Annotated in this window: 20 protein-coding genes, 1 tRNA gene and 1 other RNA gene; 11 read left to right on the plus strand and 11 right to left on the minus strand. The window is 52.8% G+C overall.

Features of this window, described 5'->3' with window-relative positions; genetic code table 11:
* Positions 1 to 53: 53 nt before the first annotated feature.
* The 8 genes from dppA to SK32_RS19115 form a co-directional block, all read right to left on the minus strand.
* Entirely contained in the window at positions 54 to 1,661 is a 1,608-nt protein-coding gene (gene dppA / locus SK32_RS19090) for a dipeptide ABC transporter periplasmic-binding protein DppA (RefSeq protein WP_048213650.1), read from the minus strand.
* Complete coding sequence (locus tag SK32_RS26280) at positions 1,576 to 1,812, minus strand: hypothetical protein (RefSeq protein ID WP_162873164.1); 237 nt, start codon at positions 1,810 to 1,812, stop codon at positions 1,576 to 1,578. The genes dppA and SK32_RS26280 overlap by 86 nt, the downstream gene beginning before the upstream one ends.
* Positions 1,813 to 2,021: 209 nt before the next feature.
* The gene (locus tag SK32_RS19095) at positions 2,022 to 2,318 is read right to left on the minus strand and encodes a hypothetical protein (RefSeq protein ID WP_048213651.1); all 297 of its coding nucleotides are present in this window, start codon (positions 2,316 to 2,318) and stop codon (positions 2,022 to 2,024) included.
* Positions 2,319 to 2,404: 86 nt separating this feature from the next.
* Positions 2,405 to 2,537, minus strand: a non-coding RNA gene (locus tag SK32_RS25195) — RtT sRNA.
* A gap of 34 nt (positions 2,538 to 2,571) precedes the next feature.
* Positions 2,572 to 2,648: transfer RNA gene (locus tag SK32_RS19100), tRNA-Pro, on the minus strand.
* 90 nt (positions 2,649 to 2,738) lie between these two features.
* Positions 2,739 to 4,430: a kdo(2)-lipid A phosphoethanolamine 7''-transferase gene (gene eptB / locus SK32_RS19105; RefSeq protein ID WP_048213652.1), complete on the minus strand. Its 1,692-nt coding sequence runs from the start codon at positions 4,428 to 4,430 to the stop codon at positions 2,739 to 2,741.
* Positions 4,431 to 4,639: 209 nt separating this feature from the next.
* Positions 4,640 to 5,842, minus strand: coding sequence for an L-lactate MFS transporter (locus SK32_RS19110; RefSeq protein ID WP_048213653.1), 1,203 nt, complete (start codon positions 5,840 to 5,842; stop codon positions 4,640 to 4,642).
* Positions 5,843 to 6,093: 251 nt separating this feature from the next.
* Positions 6,094 to 6,795, minus strand: coding sequence for an autotransporter outer membrane beta-barrel domain-containing protein (locus SK32_RS19115; protein WP_048213654.1), 702 nt, complete (start codon positions 6,793 to 6,795; stop codon positions 6,094 to 6,096).
* Between the two features lie 159 nt (positions 6,796 to 6,954).
* On the opposite strand from SK32_RS19115, the gene tag reads away from it, so the two are divergent.
* Entirely contained in the window at positions 6,955 to 7,524 is a 570-nt protein-coding gene (tag, locus tag SK32_RS19120) for a DNA-3-methyladenine glycosylase I (RefSeq protein WP_048213655.1), read from the plus strand.
* Positions 7,514 to 7,954: an N-acetyltransferase gene (locus SK32_RS19125; protein ID WP_048213656.1), complete on the plus strand. Its 441-nt coding sequence runs from the start codon at positions 7,514 to 7,516 to the stop codon at positions 7,952 to 7,954. The genes tag and SK32_RS19125 overlap by 11 nt, the downstream gene beginning before the upstream one ends.
* Here the strand turns inward: SK32_RS19125 and SK32_RS19130 are convergent.
* Positions 7,923 to 10,256 (minus strand): molybdopterin guanine dinucleotide-containing S/N-oxide reductase, encoded by a 2,334-nt coding sequence (locus tag SK32_RS19130; protein ID WP_048213657.1) that lies wholly within the window; start codon positions 10,254 to 10,256, stop codon positions 7,923 to 7,925. The two genes, SK32_RS19125 and SK32_RS19130, sit on opposite strands and share 32 nt — an antisense overlap.
* Before the next feature lie 159 nt (positions 10,257 to 10,415).
* Here SK32_RS19130 and SK32_RS19135 point away from each other — a divergent pair, with 159 nt between their 5' ends.
* The 6 genes from SK32_RS19135 (at position 10,416) to ghrB (ending at position 16,376) form a co-directional block, all read left to right on the plus strand.
* Positions 10,416 to 11,078, plus strand: coding sequence for an OmpA family lipoprotein (locus SK32_RS19135; RefSeq protein WP_003024287.1), 663 nt, complete (start codon positions 10,416 to 10,418; stop codon positions 11,076 to 11,078).
* A gap of 141 nt (positions 11,079 to 11,219) precedes the next feature.
* Complete coding sequence (locus SK32_RS19140; protein ID WP_048213658.1) at positions 11,220 to 12,236, plus strand: LacI family DNA-binding transcriptional regulator; 1,017 nt, start codon at positions 11,220 to 11,222, stop codon at positions 12,234 to 12,236.
* A gap of 100 nt (positions 12,237 to 12,336) precedes the next feature.
* Positions 12,337 to 13,086: a sugar phosphate isomerase/epimerase family protein gene (locus SK32_RS19145; protein ID WP_048213659.1), complete on the plus strand. Its 750-nt coding sequence runs from the start codon at positions 12,337 to 12,339 to the stop codon at positions 13,084 to 13,086.
* A gap of 3 nt (positions 13,087 to 13,089) precedes the next feature.
* Positions 13,090 to 14,028: a sugar kinase gene (locus SK32_RS19150; RefSeq protein WP_048213660.1), complete on the plus strand. Its 939-nt coding sequence runs from the start codon at positions 13,090 to 13,092 to the stop codon at positions 14,026 to 14,028.
* Between the two features lie 70 nt (positions 14,029 to 14,098).
* A complete protein-coding gene (locus SK32_RS19155; RefSeq protein ID WP_048213661.1) occupies positions 14,099 to 15,379 on the plus strand; it encodes an MFS transporter in 1,281 nt (426 codons plus the stop codon).
* A 22-nt stretch (positions 15,380 to 15,401) separates the two neighbouring features.
* Positions 15,402 to 16,376, plus strand: a complete 975-nt coding sequence (gene ghrB / locus SK32_RS19160; RefSeq protein ID WP_048213662.1) for a glyoxylate/hydroxypyruvate reductase GhrB — start codon at positions 15,402 to 15,404, stop codon at positions 16,374 to 16,376.
* Positions 16,377 to 16,437: 61 nt separating this feature from the next.
* On the opposite strand, the gene SK32_RS19165 is transcribed toward ghrB, so the two are convergent.
* Complete coding sequence (locus SK32_RS19165; RefSeq protein ID WP_048213663.1) at positions 16,438 to 17,148, minus strand: DUF3053 domain-containing protein; 711 nt, start codon at positions 17,146 to 17,148, stop codon at positions 16,438 to 16,440.
* A gap of 380 nt (positions 17,149 to 17,528) precedes the next feature.
* Here SK32_RS19165 and SK32_RS19170 point away from each other — a divergent pair, with 380 nt between their 5' ends.
* The 3 genes from SK32_RS19170 to cueP all read left to right on the plus strand — a co-directional run bounded on the left by SK32_RS19170 (position 17,529) and on the right by cueP (position 19,037).
* The gene (locus SK32_RS19170; RefSeq protein WP_048213664.1) at positions 17,529 to 17,819 is read left to right on the plus strand and encodes an HTH-type transcriptional regulator; all 291 of its coding nucleotides are present in this window, start codon (positions 17,529 to 17,531) and stop codon (positions 17,817 to 17,819) included.
* Between the two features lie 278 nt (positions 17,820 to 18,097).
* Positions 18,098 to 18,310 carry a transcription antiterminator/RNA stability regulator CspE gene (cspE, locus tag SK32_RS19175; protein WP_000014594.1) on the plus strand — a complete coding sequence of 71 codons (213 nt, stop codon included), beginning with the start codon at positions 18,098 to 18,100 and terminating at the stop codon, positions 18,308 to 18,310.
* 187 nt (positions 18,311 to 18,497) lie between these two features.
* Positions 18,498 to 19,037 (plus strand): copper-binding periplasmic metallochaperone CueP, encoded by a 540-nt coding sequence (gene cueP / locus SK32_RS19180; protein ID WP_048213665.1) that lies wholly within the window; start codon positions 18,498 to 18,500, stop codon positions 19,035 to 19,037.
* A 113-nt stretch (positions 19,038 to 19,150) separates the two neighbouring features.
* On the opposite strand, the gene glyS is transcribed toward cueP, so the two are convergent.
* Positions 19,151 to 21,220 (minus strand): glycine--tRNA ligase subunit beta, encoded by a 2,070-nt coding sequence (gene glyS, locus SK32_RS19185; RefSeq protein WP_048213666.1) that lies wholly within the window; start codon positions 21,218 to 21,220, stop codon positions 19,151 to 19,153.
* Positions 21,221 to 21,224 lie beyond the last annotated feature (4 nt).

Raw genomic sequence — 21,224 nt, forward strand, 5'->3', positions numbered from 1 at the left:
GCTTATCCGGCCTACACAATACCGGGGCGCAGCGCTTCCTTAATTGCTTTTAATTATTCGACAGAGACGTTTTCGAAGTGGTGTTTGCCTAATGGATCAACCACATAGCCTTTCACTTCTTTACGCACTGGTTCGTACACGGTGGAGTGAGCAACAATCAGAGCCGGAGCCTGATCGTGCATAACAACCTGAGCTTGCTTGTACAGTTCAATACGTTTGTTGTGATCGTCGGTCGCACGCGCCGGTTGGATCAGGTCTTCAAACGGTTTGTAGCACCAGCGAGAGTAGTTGGAGCCGTCTTTCGCTGCCGCACAGCTGAACAGGGTGGCGAAGAAGTTGTCCGGATCCCCGTTGTCACCGGTCCAACCCATCATCACCGCCTGATGCTCACCCGCTTTGGCGCGTTTCAGATACTCGCCCCACTCGTAGGTCACAATCTTGGCCTGAACGCCAATTTTCGCCCAGTCAGCCTGAACCATTTCTGCCATACGACGTGCGTTCGGGTTATATGGACGCTGTACCGGCATCGCCCACAGTTCAACGGTAAAGCCTTTATCCTGACCGGCTTCCTTCAGCAGCGCTTTGGCTTTTTCAGGATCGTAGGTGTAATCTTTAATGTCGTCGTTATAGCCCCACATGGTCGGTGGGATCAGGTTTTTCGCGGCAACGCCAGCACCCTGATAAACCGCTTTAATGATCGCGTCTTTGTTGACCGCGTAGGTCAGCGCCTGACGGACTTTCACGTCATCAAACGGTTTCTTCTCGGTGTTGAAAGAGAGGTAGCCAACGTTCAGACCGGCCTGCTCCATCAGGTTGATATTTTTATCCTGCTTCATGCGCGCGATGTCTGCCGGGTTCGGGTACGGCATCACCTGGCACTCGTTCTTCTGCAACTTGGCATAACGCACGGAAGCGTCAGGCGTAATGGAGAAGACCAGACGGTCGATCTGCGGCTTAGTGCCCCAGTAACCTTCGAATGCTTTATACAGAATACGGGAGTCTTTCTGGTACTGCTGCAGCTGGAACGGACCGGTACCGATTGGGTTCAGATCCACTTTCTCCGGGGAACCGGCTTTCAGCATGTTGTCCGCATATTCTTTGGAAAGAATAGAAGCGAAGTCCATCGCCAGGTCAGCCAGGAACGGTGCTTCCGGGCGAGTCAGCACGAACTGAACGGTTTTATCATCCACCTTTTTCACTTCGGAGATCAGATCCGGCAGACCCATCCCTTCGAAGTATTCATAGCTGCCGCCAGAAACTTTGTGGTACGGGTTCTGGGCATTTTTCTGACGATCGAAAGAGAACACCACGTCATCGGCGTTGAAATCGCGCGTCGGTTTGAAATCTTTGTTGTCCTGCCACTTCACGCCAGGGCGAAGGTGGAAGGTATAGGTTTTACCGTCTTCGCTGATTTCCCACTTCTCAGCAAGTCCCGGGATCACTTCAGTTGTGCCGGTTTTGAACTCGACCAGGCGGTTATAGATCGGCACGGAGCTGGCATCATAGGTGGTACCAGAGGTGAAAAGCTGCGGGTTAAAGCCTTCAGGAGATCCTTCTGAACAATAAACCAGAGTTTTAGCCTGTACGCTTGCTGCGACGGTCATAGCCACCAGGCTCAGACCAAGCTTCAGCATCCCTGACTTCTTCAAGGAAATACTCATTCTTCTGCTCCAAATGTGATGTTTGTTGTTTTACCCTTTGCAGTGGGTTTGCACCGCCTGGCCTTTTTTGTTTTTTACCCGGCCGGGTCGGCGTTAAGAGGATGGGGATTCCGTTCACATAAGCGACTGAGTTGCAGCGCGGATTCTCCATGAAATGCCCCTCATGCCCTACAATCTGTCAACAGAATGTGAAAACGTCAATACAGGTAACCGCGATTTACACCAACGGTGAGAATTGGCAAACAAAGATTAAAAAAAGTGCAGGCGGGTATTTTCAGCAGGGAAATTTGTGCTACGCGCACTATGCCAGAATAAATATCTTCATATTCAGAAACATTTGGTGATTAACATTTATGCAAATTATGAAAATTTTCTCAACACATGCTGCATATCTGAGCGATTAATACCATGAACGTTAAAACGCACAGCGGAAAATGCTGGGTTCAGCCATAAGTAACGCAAAAAAAGATTCAAGCAAATATAAAAAAAGGCAATGGAATATGTCACAGAATCGTTAACAGTCAGTGGGAAGTGGTGCACAATTTTTGCAGATAAAATGAAGGTCAAAGGTGGGGTTGGAATAACACCATACACGCCGGGATGAAACTGAGCCTGTAGGCCGGATAAGGCGTCTGCGCCGCCATCCGGCAATGCCAAAATGCTGCAATGTTTTGCCTGATGGCGCTGCGCTTATCAGGCCTACAAAGCAAAAAAAACCTGCTCGCTGAGCAGGGTTTTGAATTTGGTCGGTGATAGAGGATTACTCGCCACTGCGTGGCTCGCCCTGCGGGCCGCTGCTGACGCAACGTTCTCTCGCTACGCTCGAGTCGAACCTCTTACCCCCGGAGGTTCTCATCCTCGTGGATTCCGGAAAGCAAAAAGCCCGTTCAAAGAGCGGGCTTTTCTAATTTGGTCGGTGATAGAGGATTCGAACCTCCGACCCCTTCGTCCCGAACGAAGTGCGCTACCAGGCTGCGCCAATCACCGAATGCGGGGCGCATCTTACTGCTCAGCTGCGCGCCCGTCAATCCCTTAGTATCAAAATGCCATTCGATCGGCGAGAAAGTCAGCAGCCCATTACTGGGTTACAATCTTCTTGTCGTCCGGGACATGACACCAGTTGTTATTCTCATTTATACCACCGTTTGGCGAGGTATATCCAAGACAACCGAGAATGGTGTCGTACAGTTCAACATGGCGACGCGGAATCTTCATATCAGCCTCCTGCTTAAGGTGGGCGAAGGCTTTCGCATGATCGGGGTCTTCCAGATACTTATCAGACATCCACACCATCATAGGAACGCGGAACTGCTCTGGCGGTGCCATTTTACGTGGCGTACCGTGCAGATGCTCACGCTCGTTGATCGACTCACCGTGATCGGCAGCATAGAACACAATCGCTTTCTTATCGCGCAGCTGGTCAAACACTTTGGTGATAAAGTGGTCAACATAGGTTACCGAGTTATCAAATGAGTTAATCATCTGCGCTTTCGAACAACCGCTATCAACATTGACACACTCCGGCTTCCACTGGGCGTACTCACGGGTATAGCGCTGCGTGTAGTTAAAGTGCGAGCCTTTGGTATGCAGGATAATCAGGTGTTTACCATTATCGTCCGGTTTGATTGATTGCTGCATCTCAGAGATCAGCAGCATATCGTCAACCGTTTTGCCACGGTTACGCGGCTCAGCGCCAATCTGCTCACGATAGGCGATGTTCTCCGCCATCGTGTTGCTGTAAAACCACATCTCACTTTGCATCGCGTAGAGATCGGTATTAAAACCTAGCTGGCTGAGTACGGAAAAGACGTTTTGTTCTTTCAGCGTACGCTGCGGGTTATCGCTCGCCCCACCTTCACGAACAAACATACAGCGTAGCGAAAGTTTGGTTGCCGTATCACACGAATATCCGCGGAACGCGGCCAGGTTTTTTTCCTGAGCCAGCCTTGGCGTAGTATTTCTCTCGTAGCCAAAAATGCCCATATGATCCCAGCGGGTCGTTTCGCCGATAATAAACACGACGTAGGTATCATCAATATTCTTGGGGGCGACGTAGGTAAATTTCTTCGCCGGATTCATCAACGAATTGTTATCTGAAGATTCATCCACCTGCGCCCAGGCATACAGACCCAGCGCGGACAGCCAGTTTGAAGGCAAATATGAATTTGCCACTACGCCACCGTAGCTGGGCAAATCAATACCCGTTTCCCGTTCAACTGATTTTTGCTGTATTCCAAGTAAACGAATCGGCGCCCACACCATCAAGCCAGCCAGCAGAACAACGGCCACACTACGCCATCTCATACCTGGCGTACGTATTTGTTTTAGCAGGGTATAGCGGCAACGGTTACTCCAGATAAGCAGCAGCGGCAAAATGCTGACCGACACCAGCCACACGATAAAATGCCAGCCCACAACTTCCTTTGATAAATCAATATCGGTTGTCATGACCGAGGCAATAATGCCGTAGCCAATGACCACATTCAGGAAGGTCATGTAATAGCTGGCACCAGCGGAACACAGCACCACCAAGGTAGCCAGTACACGCCAGGCCCGCCGACCAAACAGAGACAGAAGACGAAGTAAAAAGAAGGTAACCAGCACGGTGCCGGCCAATTCAACAACCGCAGAGATTCCTTTCAACGCGGTAAATTCCTGCACATAGCTGCCGAAGCGGCGATAAAAAACTGCGCAGTTCATAAACAGACCGATATAGATCGCAAGCAAGAAGCTAAGCTTTTGCTGCGTCATCGATTTAATGTATCTCATGCAAAAAAACCCTGGGAATCGGGATAAAAACACCCTGTGAAGTGGTCAATCGACCAAACAGGGGAAAATGCGACAACAGCAGAGATGAAATGTCTACGGGCGCGGCTAAGTAGACCACAGGAGGGGAGAAAAGTGCTTATGGTGAATGCAAACGGCGCATATATTTTTGTAAATATATGCGCCGGGTATTAATCAGACCGCTAATAGATTCAGGCGTGAGCCTCAGTAAATACGCTACGTTGCGGCTGGCGAATGGTGGTAGAAAGCGCCAGCGAGATGATTAACAGCGCAAAGATAACGCAGAAGGTGACATAGAACCCACCAAACAGTGAAGCGATAATCGAACCACAAATACTGCCGATACCAAAGCCAAGATAGATAACACCGTAGTTTTTCGCCAGGTTATTCAGGCCGAAGAACTCACTCACCAGTGACGGGAAGACCGTAATGGTGCCACCGAAGTTGAAGGCAACACAGGCAATGGCTGCGAAGAATGTCACTTCATTCAGCGGGGCAAAAAGCAGCGCCGCCATGCCCACCAGCGAAACAACCTGACCAATGGTGATAACGCGAATACGGGAAATTTTGTCGGACAGAATACCCAGAACCAGACGACCTGACAGGTTCGCGATAGAAATAACGGTTACCGCATTCGCCGCTGTTGCCACATCCATTTTTGCCAGGCTTTGGGCGATATCTTTCGCGACACCAATCACGTAAAGCCCGCTCATGCACGCCGTCAGGAACATCACTGCCAGCATCCAGTACTGTGGTTTACGCATGGATTGTGCCAGCGTGTAGTCATTCTCTACCACGCCATTTACGGCTTTAACTTCCTGGTTTGGCGCATCTTTCATCAGCGTGGAGCCAAAGACAATCATCACCAGTACGATCGCGCCCCAAATCATAAAGGTCTTTTCCAGACCCACAGTGCTCAGCAGTTGGCTGTCGATAAATTTAAAACCAAGGCTACCCAGGCCGTAAGAACCGATCGCAAAGGCGGAAATCAGCCCTTTACGCTCAGGGAACCATTTTACACAGTTGGACAGGGTTAACAGGTAGCCTGCGCCATCCGCCAGACCAACCAGTACACCGGCACTCAGCCACAGCATAATCAGGCTGTCAGAATGCGCGGTTAAGAAGAAGCCCACACCCAGTAAGATACCCGATGCCATGGTGACGCGTTTCACACCGAAACGTTCCTGAAGCTTCCCGGCGACGGAAGAAGAGATCGCCAGACCCAGACTCAGCAAACCAAAGGAAAATGCAACCTGACTCACCGGCGCATCAAGCTTAGAAGAGAGCGCACCGTTAAACAGGCTCCAGGTATAAACAGAACCTAATGCAAATTGGGTAATGATGGTGCCGATCAGTGTCAGCCACCGGGTACGCTGATAATCAGAAGTTTTCATAGCAGTCTTCCTGCATAAACAAAATGGGAAATTCTCTGCCGACAACCATACCGAAGTGCTTTTATGACCAGGAGAAAACGGCATGAAATGCCATCAGGACGGAATGAAATGCCTGGATTGCGGAATGAATGACGAGACAAAAAGTCGGGTTACTGAATTTTATTGCCGGAGTTAGTGCACGCTATCGCTGGAATGCGTGTGATTATTGATCCCGATATGTAACAGAGATGTTTTATCCCGGCTTTCTTTCGTTAAAATTTAGCGCTCACTCCCATGGTGTACAGATAATCGCTGTTATTCGTACTATTTTCTGCCTGAGAAAGTGCCGCATAGGCAGCCATATGCTGATTCAGCAGCATATCTGCACCGACAGTGACATCGACCCAGTTACCATCCTGACTCGCCGCCGCCATACGATTGAGACCCGATTGCGCCTTCCAGATATTCTCGCCAAACTGCTGGTTATAGCTGATTTGCGCCCATGACCGTACATCGCCAAACTGCGAGTCGACCCGCCAGCCCAGGGTACTGACGCTGGCATGCCACATCGGATCGGTCAGCGTTAGCGAAGTCACACTGTCGCCAAATTCGTTGTAGGTAGAGGTGGCTGAACCATCATAATGCAGGGCTGCGACGGGTCCCGTCGTCACCTTACGGGAAAGGGGAAAATTCCAGCCCACGCTCATACCGCTGGTCGCATCCAGAGCCGTTTGGTCCGCCAGATTCACCACCGGCCCCGCCACGTTCTGGGTGGAGCGAATGCGCTCTTCCAGAATGTCGTTATAACGTGGTTGGTGATCGCTGTCCCATGTATAGCGTTCCGACGTATGACCGGACAGCGCATCAACGATATATTCTTGTTGCCAGCCATATGCCGTATTGGCAAACAGCGCACAGACGATGACGTTCGCCAGAGTTAACCTCTGACGACCACTACTGTTTCTTATAATCATCAACGCGACTCCAGAAAAGAGCCGAATACGGCGATATTATTGTCATTGTTTAAAGGATATCGGGCACATGAGGCCCTGTATTAAATATTGTCTTTTTAGCGGGCGCGTCAAGGCGAGCCGAATGAAATTTTTACGCCAGTAAAAACAGCGAGGAAGAGTATGCAACGTTGCGGCTGGGTCAGTCAGGATCCACTATACATTGCCTATCATGACAAGGAATGGGGCGTCCCGGAAACCGATGGTAAAAAGCTGTTCGAAATGATCTGCCTTGAAGGCCAGCAGGCTGGGCTGTCGTGGATAACGGTGCTGAAAAAACGGGAAAACTATCGCCAGGCATTTCACCACTTCGATCCTGCCACCGTTGCGGCGATGACCGAAGAGGATGTAGAAAGGCTGGTACTGGATGCCGGTATTATCCGCCATCGGGGAAAGATTCAGGCCATTATCGGCAACGCCCGCGCCTGGCTGGCAATGGAGCAAAACGGTGAGCCGTTTAGCGAGTTCGTCTGGTCATTCGTCGATAACCAACCGCAGTTAACCCGTGCCGCCAGTCTGAGCGATATCCCTACTTCAACGCTCGCCTCTGACGCACTTTCTAAAGCGTTAAAAAAACGTGGATTTAAGTTTGTTGGCACCACTATCTGTTACTCCTTTATGCAGGCATGCGGTCTGGTCAACGACCATGTCACCGGCTGCATCTGTTACCCAGGAGAACAACATGATTCGTGAATCCAACGCTGACGATCTGGCACCAATTCTGGCACTGTGGATGGAAAGCACCATTTTTGCCCATCCTTTTATCGAAGAACGCTACTGGCGCGAGAGTGAACCTATCGTACGTGATGTCTACCTGCCCGCTGCGCAAACCTGGGTGTGGGAAGAAAACGGTGTGCTCAAAGGTTTTGCCAGCGTGATGGAAGAGCGCTTTTTAGGCGCGCTGTTTGTCGCGCCTGCCGCCATCAGAAGCGGTATCGGTAAAGCGCTGGTGCAACATGTGCAGCAGCGCTTTTCGTTGCTCAGCCTGGAGGTCTACCAGAAGAACCAATCAGCGGTAAACTTCTACCACGCACTGGGCTTTCGCATTGAAGACAGCGCATGGCAGGAAGAGACTCACCATCCAACCTGGATTATGGGCTGGCAGGCGGATCAAACGCGGTAAGTGTCAGCGTGGGCCCACTGTACTTCTCCAGCCACGCCAGCGCAGTATTGCCCGCACAGCCGTTCCCCAGCTTCGAGCTGGGGAGATCTTTGGTCAGCACGTTGACAGCACCATTTTTACAAATCCCGTCGGCGGCCGGGTCCAAATCAGGCCAGGCCCCCTCATGAATACAAATCACGCCAGGTTTGATCCCTGTCGTCACGACAGCACCCGCCAGGATATGCCCGCGGTGGTTCCACACTCTGACCGTATCGCCATCGGCAATCCCCCGCGCTTGCGCATCCTGCGGATGAATTGTTACCGGCTCCCGATCCGCCACCGCATACTGTTCGCGTAACGCACTGTAGTTGAGCTGGCTGTGCAAACGGTGAGCCGGATGGGCGGAAAGCACCTGCAGTTGGTCGGGTTCGGCATTGCCGAACCACTCATCCGGCTCCAGCCACATCGGGTGTCCTGCACAATCCACATAGCCGTAACCTGCAATTTTTGCAGAATAGATTTCAATTTTTCCACTGTCCGTTTTCAGCGGATGCGCCTGTGGATCACGGCGAAAATCAGCAAAACGGATAAACTGCGCATTGGCGGCGTTTTCCGGCATTTCGATCAGTGCATTCTTTTGCCAGAACTCAGCGAAGAGCGGCAGTGTAACCTGCTGGCTGGCACCACGCTGCGCGGCAATGTCGTAAAAAGTTTCCAGCCACGCCAGTTCGCTTTTACCTTCGGTGAATCGCTCGTAACCGCCCTGTTCCCAGCGCTCGCTAAGCTCGGCAAAAACATCAAAATCGTTGCGTGCTTCAGCCTGTGGCGGCACGACCTGCTTCATCGGCACCAGATGCTGGTTGCTGTAGTCTCCGGTCATGGTCAAATCGTTACGTTCAAAAGAGGTTGTCGCAGGTAACACGATATCGGCATGCTTCGCCGCAGCGGTCCAGAAACATTCAGAGATAACCACCAACTCCGGTTTTTGCCAGGCGCGAATCAGACGGTTGGTATCCTGGTGATGCGTGAAGTTAGCGCCGCCCGCCCACCACAGCATGCGGATGTCCGGGAAATGCCGATCCATACCGTTATGCTGATAGAAACCGCCGGGGTTTTCCAGCGCCTCAACGATACGCGCCACCGGGATTTTATCTACCGCGTCGGTACCGCCTTTGAGGCTCCCTTGCATCGAAGCCAGTACCGCTGCACGACGTGTCGGGTTCCCGCCGTTGGCAAAATGGTACGACAGCCCAAAGCCACCGCCGGGCGTGCCAATTTGACCGAGCATGGCGGCCAGCGTGACGATCATCCAGTGTTTTTGCTCGCCATACTGCTGACGCTGCATCCCCCAGCCGGCCATCAGCATGGTGGTATTTTGGTGAAATATTGCCGCAAGTTCGCGTATTTTCGCTGCCGGAATACCACAAATTTCAGCAGCCCATTCTGCCGTTTTCGCTATCCCATCGGATTCACCCAGTAGGTAGCCGGCGAACGAATCATATCCGGTTGTACAACGGGCGAGAAAATCCTCGTCGTGCCAGTCGTTTTCCACCAGCGTATGCGCGATACCCAGCATCAACGCTACATCGGTTCCCATATGCGGGGCGATCCATTCCATTTTGTCGCCAAAGAACGCCACACTTTCCGATCGCATTGGATCGATGCAGATCAATCGCTTACCGCTATCGCGCAGGGCTTCAAAGTAAGCAATACCCTGTTCGTCAGAAGCATTCCAGGCAATTTTCAGTGTATTCAGTGGGTTAGCACTCCACAGCACCACCACCTCGCTATGCTCCAGCACCATCGGCCAACTGGTCTGCTGCTGGTAAACTTCGTTGCCCCCCACCACATACGGCATGATGGCCTGTGCAGCCCCCGTAGAATAATCCCCCAGGTGTCCGGTATACCCCCCCGCCAGCGCCATATAACGCTGTAGCAGGGTTGCCGCTTTGTGTAACACGCCATTAGATCGCCAGCCGTAGGAACCGGCAAAAATCGAGGCCGGACCGTAGCTGTCACGGATACGTTTATGCTGCGTATGGATAAGATTCAGCGCGTCGTCCCAACTGACGCGAACAAATTCATCCTGCCCACGCACGCCCTGGGGATTCTCCGGCGAGGCGAGAAAGCCTTTACGCACCATTGGAAAACGTACCCGCGTTTTACTGTGAACCTGGTCGCGCACCACGGTTTGCAAAGAGTTGGGATGGGAAGTGAGCAGCGCGCCACGCGAGGAGAAAACCGTCTCACCATCGGTGTCGACGAGAATTGGTCCCCAGTGGGCGGCAGTTAACACCGGGTAATGTGCGGGTGAATTAGCCAAGATGGCGCTCCTGAATGCGATGTGACGGCTTAGTTATTATGCCGTTCAATGTTACTTACAAATTTCAGAGTCTTCCCTGGAATTTTCTTCATGTTCACACGTCATAATCAACCGCCACGGTCGCTGTGGCAAAGAAGAAAAAGTCATTAAGGAATTAAGATGAAGAAACGTGTTTTTGTTATTGCTGCCATCGTGAGCGGCGCCCTGGCGGTTTCTGGCTGCACAACAAACCCTTACACCGGCGAACGCGAAGCGGGTAAATCCGGCATTGGCGCGGGTATTGGTTCCCTGGTCGGCGCGGGCATTGGCGCACTCTCTTCTTCGAAGAAAGATCGCGGCAAAGGCGCCCTGATTGGTGCAGCGGCAGGTGCGGCTGTGGGTGGCGGTATCGGTTATTACATGGACGTGCAGGAAGCCAAACTGCGCGAAAAAATGCAGGGAACGGGCGTCAGCGTGACGCGTAGTGGCGATAACATCATTCTGAATATGCCGAATAACGTCACCTTCGACAGCAGCAGCGCCAACCTGAAACCTGCTGGTGCCAACACCCTGACCGGCGTGGCAATGGTACTGAAAGAGTACAATAAAACCGCCGTCAACGTGCTGGGCTTCACCGACAGCACCGGCAGCCAGGATCTGAATATGCGTCTGTCTCAACAACGCGCGGACTCCGTGGCCAGCGCCTTGATCACGCAAGGGGTTGCCGCTAATCGTATCCGCACTCAGGGCATGGGTCCGTCTAATCCGATCGCCAGCAATAGCACGGCGGAAGGTAAAGCGCAGAACCGTCGCGTAGAGATTACGTTGAGTCCTGTGCAGTAATCGTTGAGCCGGGTGGCAGCTTCGCCTTACCCGGCCTACGTTCGACATGTAGGCCCGGTAAGCGCAGCGCCACCGGGCAAATTACTTGCTTCGTCAGATTTTCCCGCTAAGGTATTCACACGAAATTCAGGGAAATCAGCGATGAGCAAATCAACACGGGCAACCATCAGCGATGTGGCGAAAGCCGCAAAAACCGGCAAGACCAGCATTTCACGCTACCTCAACGGTGAAAAGCACCTGCTTTCCGACGCGCTACTGGCCCGCATTGAACAAGCCATTGCCGAACTCGACTACCGTCCAAGCCTGATGGCCAGAGGCCTGAAACACGGTCGTACCCGCCTGATTGGCCTGATCATCGCCGATATTACCAATCCCTACTCCGTCAACGTGTTAAGCGGCATTGAAGCCGCCTGTCGTGACAAAGGTTTTACCCCGCTGGTCTGTAACACCAACAACGAAGTGGATCAGGAGCTGCATTATCTCGACCTGCTGCGCAGCTACCAGGTCGAAGGGATCGTGGTGAACGCCGTCGGGATGCGTGAAGAAGGACTGAACCGTCTGCAACAGTCTGCGCTGCCGATGGTGCTGATTGACCGTAAAATTCCCGATTTCGCCTGTGATATGGTCGGGCTGGATAACACTCAGGCGGCAACAGTTGCCACGGAACATCTGGTCGAACAAGGTTTTGAAGCCATCTTGTTCCTCAGCGAACCGCTGGGCATGGTGAATACCCGCCGCGAGCGCCTGAGCGCTTTTCGCGCCACCCTCGCACAGTACCCCGGCGTTATCGCGCAAAATGCCGAAGTCCCGCTCACGGACAATACGCAACTCGATGACACCCTGCGCCAGTTCCACCAGCAGCACCGGGGAATGCGCAAAGCCGTTATCTCAGCTAATGGCGCTCTCACACTGCAGGTTGCCCGCGCCCTGAAACGCATTGGCCTTAACTGGGGCAGCGATATCGGCCTGCTCGGTTTTGACGAACTGGAATGGGCCGAACTGGCGGGCGTTGGTATTACCACGTTGAAACAACCTACCTGGCAGATTGGCTATACCGCCGTTGAGCAGGTTGTACGCAGGATCGATGGCGGCTCTGCTGCCATTCAGGAACAGGTCTTCTCCGGCGAATTGATCGTTCGCGGCTCTACCGCCCGCTAAATTTCCTTCGTGATGGTGATCATAAATTCAACATCATAGCCTTTTCTTTGGAACCGGTTCCATCTAGCGTTATAGCAAGAACGCTAGTTTTGGAGTTTCCATGAAAAGAAAAATTATGGTGGTCACTGCCGCTTACGGCTACGACCAGGTACGCGCCGCAGGTGGGCAAACCGCCCTGCTGCCTATCATTGCCGAAGCCGGTGCTGACGGGGTTGAAATCCGTCGCGAGATGCTGACCGACGCCGAGCTAAAAACACTGCCAACCATGGCCTCTGCTGTCGAAATCTTCGGCCTGCTGGCCTGTTACTCAGCGCCTGAGCCGTTGTTCCTTGAGGACGGTAGCCTCAATCCCCGACTTCCTGCGCTACTTGAAGAAGCACAGGCCCTGCAGGCGCTGTGGCTAAAAGTCTCCCTCGGCCATTTCTCCCATACCGAACAGTTCAACGTGTTACGTGAATGGCTGGACAACAGCGGGATGGAGCTGGTTGTCGAAAACGATCAAACGTCCTGCGGACGCCTGAAGCCGATGCAGCGCTTTAACGAAGCCTGCCAGACGCAAAATCTGCCGATATCTCTGACCTTCGATATGGGCAACTGGCTGTGGGTAGGCGACGTTCCGGAAGAGGCTGCACAGCAGTTGGGCTCAAGCGTTGGATACATCCATGTGAAAGCCGCCACATCACATCGCGACAGTTACCGTGCCGTGCCGCCTGATCACGCGGAACCACGCTGGCTGGCGCTGTTGGACACGTTGCCCGCAGATGTTCCACGCGGCATTGAGTTTCCCCTGGAAGGGCAGGATTTGGCGGCGGTTACCCGTCACTACGTCGCTCTGTTACGCAAGGAGTAACACATGAAAAATTCACTGGATGTGGTCACTATTGGTGAAGCGATGGCGATGTTTGTCGCCACGCAAACCGGTGATTTGGCGGACGTGGAGCAGTTTATTAAACGCGTTGCAGGCGCTGAACTTAATGTCGCAACCGGACTTGCTCGCCTGGGTCTGAACGTAGGCTGGGTAAGCCGCGTGGGTAACGACAGTTTTGGCCGTTTTATTATTAAGTCGCTGGAGAAAGAAGGGATTAATGCGCAGGGAGTTACTCTGGACGGGCGCTACGCTACCGGCTTTCAGCTTAAATCTAAAGTCGAAAATGGAACCGATCCCATTGTGGAATATTTCCGCAAAGGTTCTGCTGCCAGCCATCTCAGCGTTGAGGATTATCACGATGGGTATTTCTCCAGCGCACGCCACCTGCACCTGAGCGGCGTTGCAGCTGCGCTGTCTGCCAGTTCATATGAACTACTGGCGCACACCGCCCGCACGCTAAAAACGCAAGGGAAGACCATCTCGTTCGATCCGAATTTACGCCCAGTGCTGTGGAAAAGCGAAGGCGAGATGGTGGAAAAACTCAACCGACTGGCATTCCAGGCTGACTGGGTTTTGCCTGGATTAAAAGAGGGCATGATTTTAACCGGTCAGCAGACACCAGAAGCCATTGCCGACTTTTATCTGCGTCATGGCGTGAAGGCCGTGATTATCAAAACCGGGGCTGATGGGGCCTGGTACAAAGCAGCGAGCGGCGAGCAAGGCTGCGTCGCACCGGTGAAAGTCGACAATGTGGTCGATACCGTCGGTGCGGGTGATGGCTTTGCCGTCGGCGTTATCAGCGCCCTGCTGGAAGGGCGCTCGCTGCATCAGGCGGTGACCCGGGGCAATAAAATTGGCGCTCTGGCCATTCAGGTCCAGGGCGACAGCGAAGGATTACCCACACGTGAACAATTAGGGGAATAAATTCCCGGCCAACTCTGTCTCTGTACCCTACATTCAGAGGCGGCGTATCAGCATAACCAGAGGGCAGTCTATGAATAGCTCAACCAATGCAGTAAAACGCTGGTGGTACATCATGCCAATCGTGTTTATCACGTACAGCCTGGCGTACCTTGATCGCGCGAACTTCAGCTTCGCTTCCGCAGCCGGCATCAACGAGGATCTCGGTATTACCAAAGGGATCTCTTCCCTGCTGGGGGCTCTGTTTTTTCTTGGCTATTTCTTCTTCCAGATCCCAGGCGCAATTTACGCCGAACGCCGCAGCGTACGTAAACTGATTTTTATCTGCCTGATTCTGTGGGGCGCCTGCGCGTCACTGACCGGGATGGTCAGCAACATTCCAATGCTTGCCGCCATCCGATTTATTCTTGGCGTCGTTGAAGCCGCGGTCATGCCCGCAATGCTGATTTATATCAGTAACTGGTTTACGAAGTCCGAGCGCTCGCGTGCTAATACCTTCCTGATCCTCGGTAACCCCGTCACCGTCCTATGGATGTCCGTCGTGTCCGGATACCTGATTCAGGCGCTGGGCTGGCGTGAAATGTTCATCATTGAAGGTTTTCCGGCCATCATCTGGGCGTTCTGCTGGTGGGTACTGGTAAAAGATAAACCGTCGCAGGTAGGCTGGTTGTCAGAATCCGAAAAAGCCGCGCTGCAGGCCCAGTTAGAAAAAGAACAGCAGGGTATCAAAGCCGTGCGTAACTACGGCGAAGCGTTCCGTTCACGTAACGTTATTCTGCTGTGCATGCAGTACTTTGCCTGGAGTATTGGCGTCTACGGTTTTGTTCTGTGGTTGCCGTCAATTATCCGCAGCGGCGGTGCCAACCTGGGTATGGTAGAGGTCGGCTGGCTTTCGTCCGTTCCGTATCTGGCCGCAACGGCGGCGATGATCCTGGTTTCATGGGCTTCCGATAAACTGCAAAACCGTAAGCTGTTTGTCTGGCCACTGCTGCTGATTGCCGCTTTCGCCTTTATTGGCTCCTGGGCCGTTGGCGCAGACCATTTCTGGATTTCTTACACACTGCTGGTTATCGCCGGTGCGGCCATGTACGCCCCTTATGGCCCCTTCTTCGCCATCATTCCTGAGATGTTGCCGCGCAACGTCGCTGGGGGAGCAATGGCATTAATCAACAGCATGGGCGCATTAGGCTCATTCTTTGGTTCCTGGTTTGTCGGCTACCTCAATGGCACCACCGGCAGCCCGTCCGCCTCATACATTTTTATGGGGGTAGCGCTTTTTGTCTCAGTATGGCTAACTCTGATCGTTAAGCCTGCTAATAATCAACAGCTACCTATTGGCGCACGCCACGCTTAAATTTTAACTTACGGAGATTCGCATGAAGCCGTCCATTATTCTCTATAAAGCGTTACCTGACGATTTACTGCATCGCCTGGAAGAGCATTTTACTGTCACTCAGGTGCCTAACCTGCGTTCAGAAACCGTAGCACAGCACGCCGAAGCCTTTGCCAGCGCGGAAGGCCTGCTGGGCTCCAGTGAAGCCGTCAATACCGCCCTGCTGGAGAAAATGCCGAAACTGCGCGCGACCTCCACCATTTCCGTAGGCTATGACAACTTCGATGTCGATGCCCTTAACGCACGTAAGGTGCTGCTGATGCACACGCCAACGGTGCTGACAGAAACCGTGGCAGACACGGTAATGGCGCTGGTGTTAAGCACCGCTCGCCGCGTGGTGGAAGTCGCCGAGCGCGTGAAGGCAGGCGAATGGACAAAAAGCATCGGAGCCGACTGGTTTGGTACCGATGTTCACCACAAGACGCTGGGCATTGTCGGCATGGGACGCATTGGGCTGGCGCTGGCGCAACGCGCGCATTTCGGCTTTAGCATGCCGATTCTCTACAACGCGCGTCGTCACCATCAGGAAGCGGAAGAACGTTTCAACGCGCGCTACTGCGACCTGGATACGCTGCTGCAGGAAGCGGATTTTGTTTGCCTGATTCTGCCGTTAACGGACGAAACCCACCATCTGTTCAGTACCGAACAGTTTGCCAAAATGAAGTCTTCTGCCATTTTCATTAACGCTGGGCGTGGCCCGGTGGTGGATGAAAACGCACTGATCGCCGCACTGCAAAGCGGGGAGATTCATGCCGCGGGCCTGGATGTGTTTGAACAAGAGCCGTTGCCGTCAGACTCACCGCTGCTGTCGTTGCCGAATGTGGTGGCGGTACCGCATATTGGTTCAGCCACGCATGAAACGCGCTATAACATGGCGGCTTGTGCTGTGGATAACTTAATTGACGCACTGCAGGGGAAAGTTGAGAAGAACTGCGTGAATCCGCAAGTGGCCAAATAACACAAAAGGCCGGGTAGCATTGATGCTCACCCGGCCTTTAATGTGTCTTACCGTACGACGATTACTGCGCGGCATTCACCGCAGCAGTCCATGCCTGATTAAATGCCTGATGCTGCGCCGCCAGCGGGCCAATCAGCGTATTGTACTGACTGGCCTGTTGTGAGGTTGGGAACTGGATGCCGTTGGCGACAAAGCTCACCTGCGTATCCTGCTGCGCGATAAAATCGCCTACCTGCACCAACTGCTGCGTGAAAACTTGCGCGGCTGGGATCAGCGGCTGTAACGCCTCTGCCGGTGCGGTCACGACTTTGCTGTAAACCTGATCAAAGACAGGTTTCAGGTCATCACCCTGCTTCAGCGCGCCATGGGCAGCATCTGCCTGTAGCTTCGCATTCTGCAACTGTTGTCCTAACACACCCAGCGCGCCATTTGCCTGACGCAGCGGTTCACGCTGAGTCATATAATCCTGAGGAACACGGATTGCATTTACGCTATCAACAACCGGGCGCAGACCGGAGTCCATTGCCTGATTAACCTGCTGTGAATAGCCATAAAGAATCGCGTAATCGGACACAAACGGGCCAAACTGTTTTTTCTGATCGGCAGTCAGCGTCGGTAAACGCTCTCCGCTACGCATTGCAGTATTCTGCAGAAAATCGATAAACGCTTTGCGTTGATCGCCTTCTTTATCAAAACACCCACTCAGGCCAACTACCATTAAGAGCGCCAAAACAGGCGCAAACCAGCGAGAGCAGGACTTACCTGTCGCCATTTTAATACTCCTTTCACCCAAAAATGCGCACAACGACACCCGCGTGCCTGACGTTGACAAGGATAGTCCAGGTCAGCCCCGCAAGATACCCTTTCCGCGTAATCTTGTGGGGGAAAATAACGGTTTCCGCCGCCCTGTGTTTTGCTCAACAATGCTCCCTTCACATAGCGGCACTCTATTTTAGTCATCTTTACAATTGGAATGGTTCGATCGGAGATCCCGACCTTTATCAGTTCGTTAGCCAACTAAAGGTTGTCACCCGCGATTCGCTGAAACGAATCCACAACGCATACCTTAAATTCGCCTTCATTTTTTCCGACTACGCTTAATGAGCTTCGATGAAATTCACGATCCCGCTGTGTGATTTATAGGAGTTCTCAATGGAATACAAAGATCCTATGTTTGAACTGCTAAGCAGTCTGGAGCAGATTGTTTTTAAAGATGTATCGCAGACGGTTACCCAGACGCAAAAAACCAACCCTTTCGCTGAATTTGAACAACTACGACGAGGGACAGGTTTAAAAACAGATGATTTCGCCCGGGTGATGGGCGTAACGGTCGCGATGGTTCATGAATGGGAGTCTAAACGAGTGAAGCCATCCAGTACCGAATTGAAGTTGATGCGCCTGATTCAGGCAGACCCACGATTAAGTAAGCAGTTGATGGATTAAGTTATTTTCAAGTTTGACATAAGAGCGGTCCTGCAGAAGGGCCGTTCCTCCACTGCCAATATCCGCAAAAAAGAAAATAGTAGTTGCATCCACCTGCGTAAAATGAGTTAATGCCCTCAACGGTTTGACGTACAGACCATTACAGCAGTTAGTAAGGCAAGTCCCTTCAAGAGTTATCGTTGATACCCTCGTAGTGAGCATTTCCTTTACTGTTAAAAAATCTGTAAAGCACGCCATATCGCCGAAAGGCACACTTATTTTTTAAAAGGTAATACACTATGTCCGGTAAAATGACTGGTATCGTAAAATGGTTCAACGCTGACAAAGGCTTCGGCTTCATCACTCCTGACGATGGCTCTAAAGACGTGTTCGTACACTTCTCTGCTATCCAGAACGATGGCTACAAATCTCTGGACGAAGGTCAGAAAGTTTCCTTCACCATCGAAAGCGGCGCTAAAGGCCCGGCAGCTGGCAACGTAACCAGCCTGTAAGCTTAAAAAGCTCAAAATTCTGAATCCCTGCCCAACGGCGGGGATTTTTTTTATCTGTACTTCGAAAAACACCTCGCCCACACGCGTCTTTGCATTACTTTACCCGCCGCCCCTTTGACCTTTCCCTAAGGGCAAGCTTTATAGTGAGCCAGTCTGTATTCCACAACGTTCACAAGGAATTGAAGCTATGTCGAAATCCTCATTGCTGCTGGTTTTAGGTTTACTCACCACCGGTAGCGCGTTCGCCGCAACCCCTGAAGCCACCTTTTTGGCGGAACACGGGCTCAGCGGGAAATCCGTCGAGCAAATCGTCGAAGCTATTGACCAGTCTCCCCAGAGCCGCCCACTGCCCTACTCGGCATCCATCACCAGTACTGAACTGAAGCTCTCTTCGGGCGATCAGATCTATACCCTGCCGCTCGGTGACAAGTTCTATCTGTCATTTGCCCCTTATGAATGGCAAACACATCCTTGCTTCAACCACAGCCTTTCTGGCTGCCAGGGCGAAATGCCGGAGAAGACATTTAATGTCAAAGTAACGGATAACAAGGGTGATGTGGTGCTACAAAAAGAGATGAAGAGTGGTCGAAATGGCTTCGTCGGAGTTTGGCTACCGCGCAATATGGCAGGCACCATCGCAGTAAGCTACAACGGCAAAACAGCGGAGTATCCCATTAAGACCATGGAAGACAGCCAGACCTGTCTGACTAAATTACAGCTGCGCTAACAACATAAAAAAATGCCGGATGGCGCAATGCTTATCCGGCCTACTGGTGTTTATCTCGTAGACCGGATAAGGCGAAGCCGCCATCCGGCATTTTCTAAGTCAGCTCATGACCGTTACTGCAGCAGCGAAATATCCGCCACGCGCAGGAACAGTTCACGCAGTTTTTCGAGCATAGACAGACGGTTAATACGCAGATCTTTATCTTCCACGTTAACCATCACTTTCTCGAAGAACGCATCGACCGGTTCACGTAGCGCAGATAGCTCAACCAGCGCTTCCTGGTAATGACCGGCAGCGAAGACAGGCTCCAGCTTATCGCGCAGCACCACAACCTGCATCGCCAGCGCAATTTCTTCCGGCTCTTTCAGCGTTGCCGCATTCACACGGTCGTTCAGCGTTTCTTCAGACTTCGCCAGAATATTTGATACGCGCTTGTTCGCGGCAGCCAGTGCAGAAGCAGCTTCCAGCGTACGGAAGTGTGAAACCGCCTTCATACGTGCGTCGAAATCAGCCGGACGAGTCGGACGACGCGCCAGCACGGCCTGAATGGTATCGACGGTGTAACCTTCGTCCTGATACCAGGCGCGGAAGCGACCAAGCATAAAGTCGATAACGTCATCAACCACTTTCGCGTTGGTCAGCTTATCGCCATACAGACGAACAGCCTCTTCCGTCAGCGTTTGCAGATCCAGATTCAGGTTCTTCTCAACGATGATACGCAGCACGCCCAGCGCAGCACGACGCAGCGCAAACGGGTCTTTGTCGCCTTTCGGATGCTGACCAATACCGAAGATACCCGCCAGGGTGTCCATCTTGTCAGCAATCGCCACGGCACAAGCCACCGGGTTAGACGGCAGGTCATCACCGGCAAAGCGCGGCTGATACTGCTCGTTCAGCGCCACAGCAACATCTTCCGCTTCGCCATCGTGACGCGCGTAGTGCATACCCATCACGCCCTGGGTGTCGGTGAACTCGAAGACCATGTTGGTCATCAGGTCGCACTTGGACAGCAGGCCAGCACGCGTTGCGTGGTTAACGTCAGCGCCAATTTGACCAGCAATCCAGCCCGCCAGCGCCTGGATACGGTCAGTCTTGTCGCGCAGCGTACCCAGCTGCTGTTGGAACAGCACGGTTTGCAGACGCGGCAGATGATCTTCCAGTCGTTTTTTACGGTCGGTATTGAAGAAGAATTCGGCATCCGCCAGACGCGGACGAACCACCTTCTCGTTACCGGAGATAATCTGGGTCGGATCTTTCGATTCGATGTTGGCCACGAAGATAAAGTTCGGCAGCAATTTGCCGTCGTTCGCGTAAACCGGGAAGTACTTCTGGTCACCTTTCATGGTGTGTACCAGCGCTTCAGACGGAACCGCGAGGAATTTCTCTTCGAACTTCGCGGTCAGCACGACCGGCCATTCTACCAGCGAGGTGACCTCTTCCAGCAGGCTTTCGCTCAGGTCAGCGTTACCGCCGATCTTACGCGCCGCTTCTTCAGCATCGGCTTTGATTTTCGCTTTACGCTCGGCGTAATCGGCAATCACCTTGCCGCGCTCACGCAGGATTTCCGGGTACTGATCGGCAGTATCAATAGTAAATTCAGGCTCGCCCATAAAACGATGACCGCGGATCACGCGATCGGACTGAATTCCCAGAATCGTTGCCGGAATGACTTTGTCGCCCAGCAGCAGGGTCACGGTGTGAACCGGACGCACGAAGTGAACGTCAGACGCGCCCCAGCGCATCAGTTTCGGGATCGGCAGCTTCGCCAGCGAAGTGGCGATCATGTTCGGCAGCAGCGTTTCAGCGCTTTCGCCTTTCACATGCGCGCGATACAGCAGCCACTCGCCTTTGTCGGTGGTCAGACGCTCAGCCTGATCAACCGTGATACCGCAACCGCGCGCCCAACCTTCTGCCGCTTTACTCGGTTTACCTTCAGCATCAAACGCCTGGGCAATGGCCGGCCCGCGTTTCTCAACTTCACGATCGGGTTGAGATTCTGCCAGGGCAGCGACTTTCAGCGCCAGACGACGTGGAGCGGCAAACCACTCAACATTGCCGTGCGCGAGGCCAGCGTTGTCCAGCTCCGCGGTAACGTTCGCAGCAAAGGACTCAGCCAGGCTGCGCAGTGCTTTTGGTGGCAGCTCTTCAGTGCCGATTTCCACCAGAAAAGTTTTCTCAGACATGGCC

It is taken from the genome of Citrobacter sp. MGH100 (genome assembly GCF_001034465.1).
In the GTDB taxonomy this organism is placed as follows: domain Bacteria; phylum Pseudomonadota; class Gammaproteobacteria; order Enterobacterales; family Enterobacteriaceae; genus Citrobacter; species Citrobacter youngae.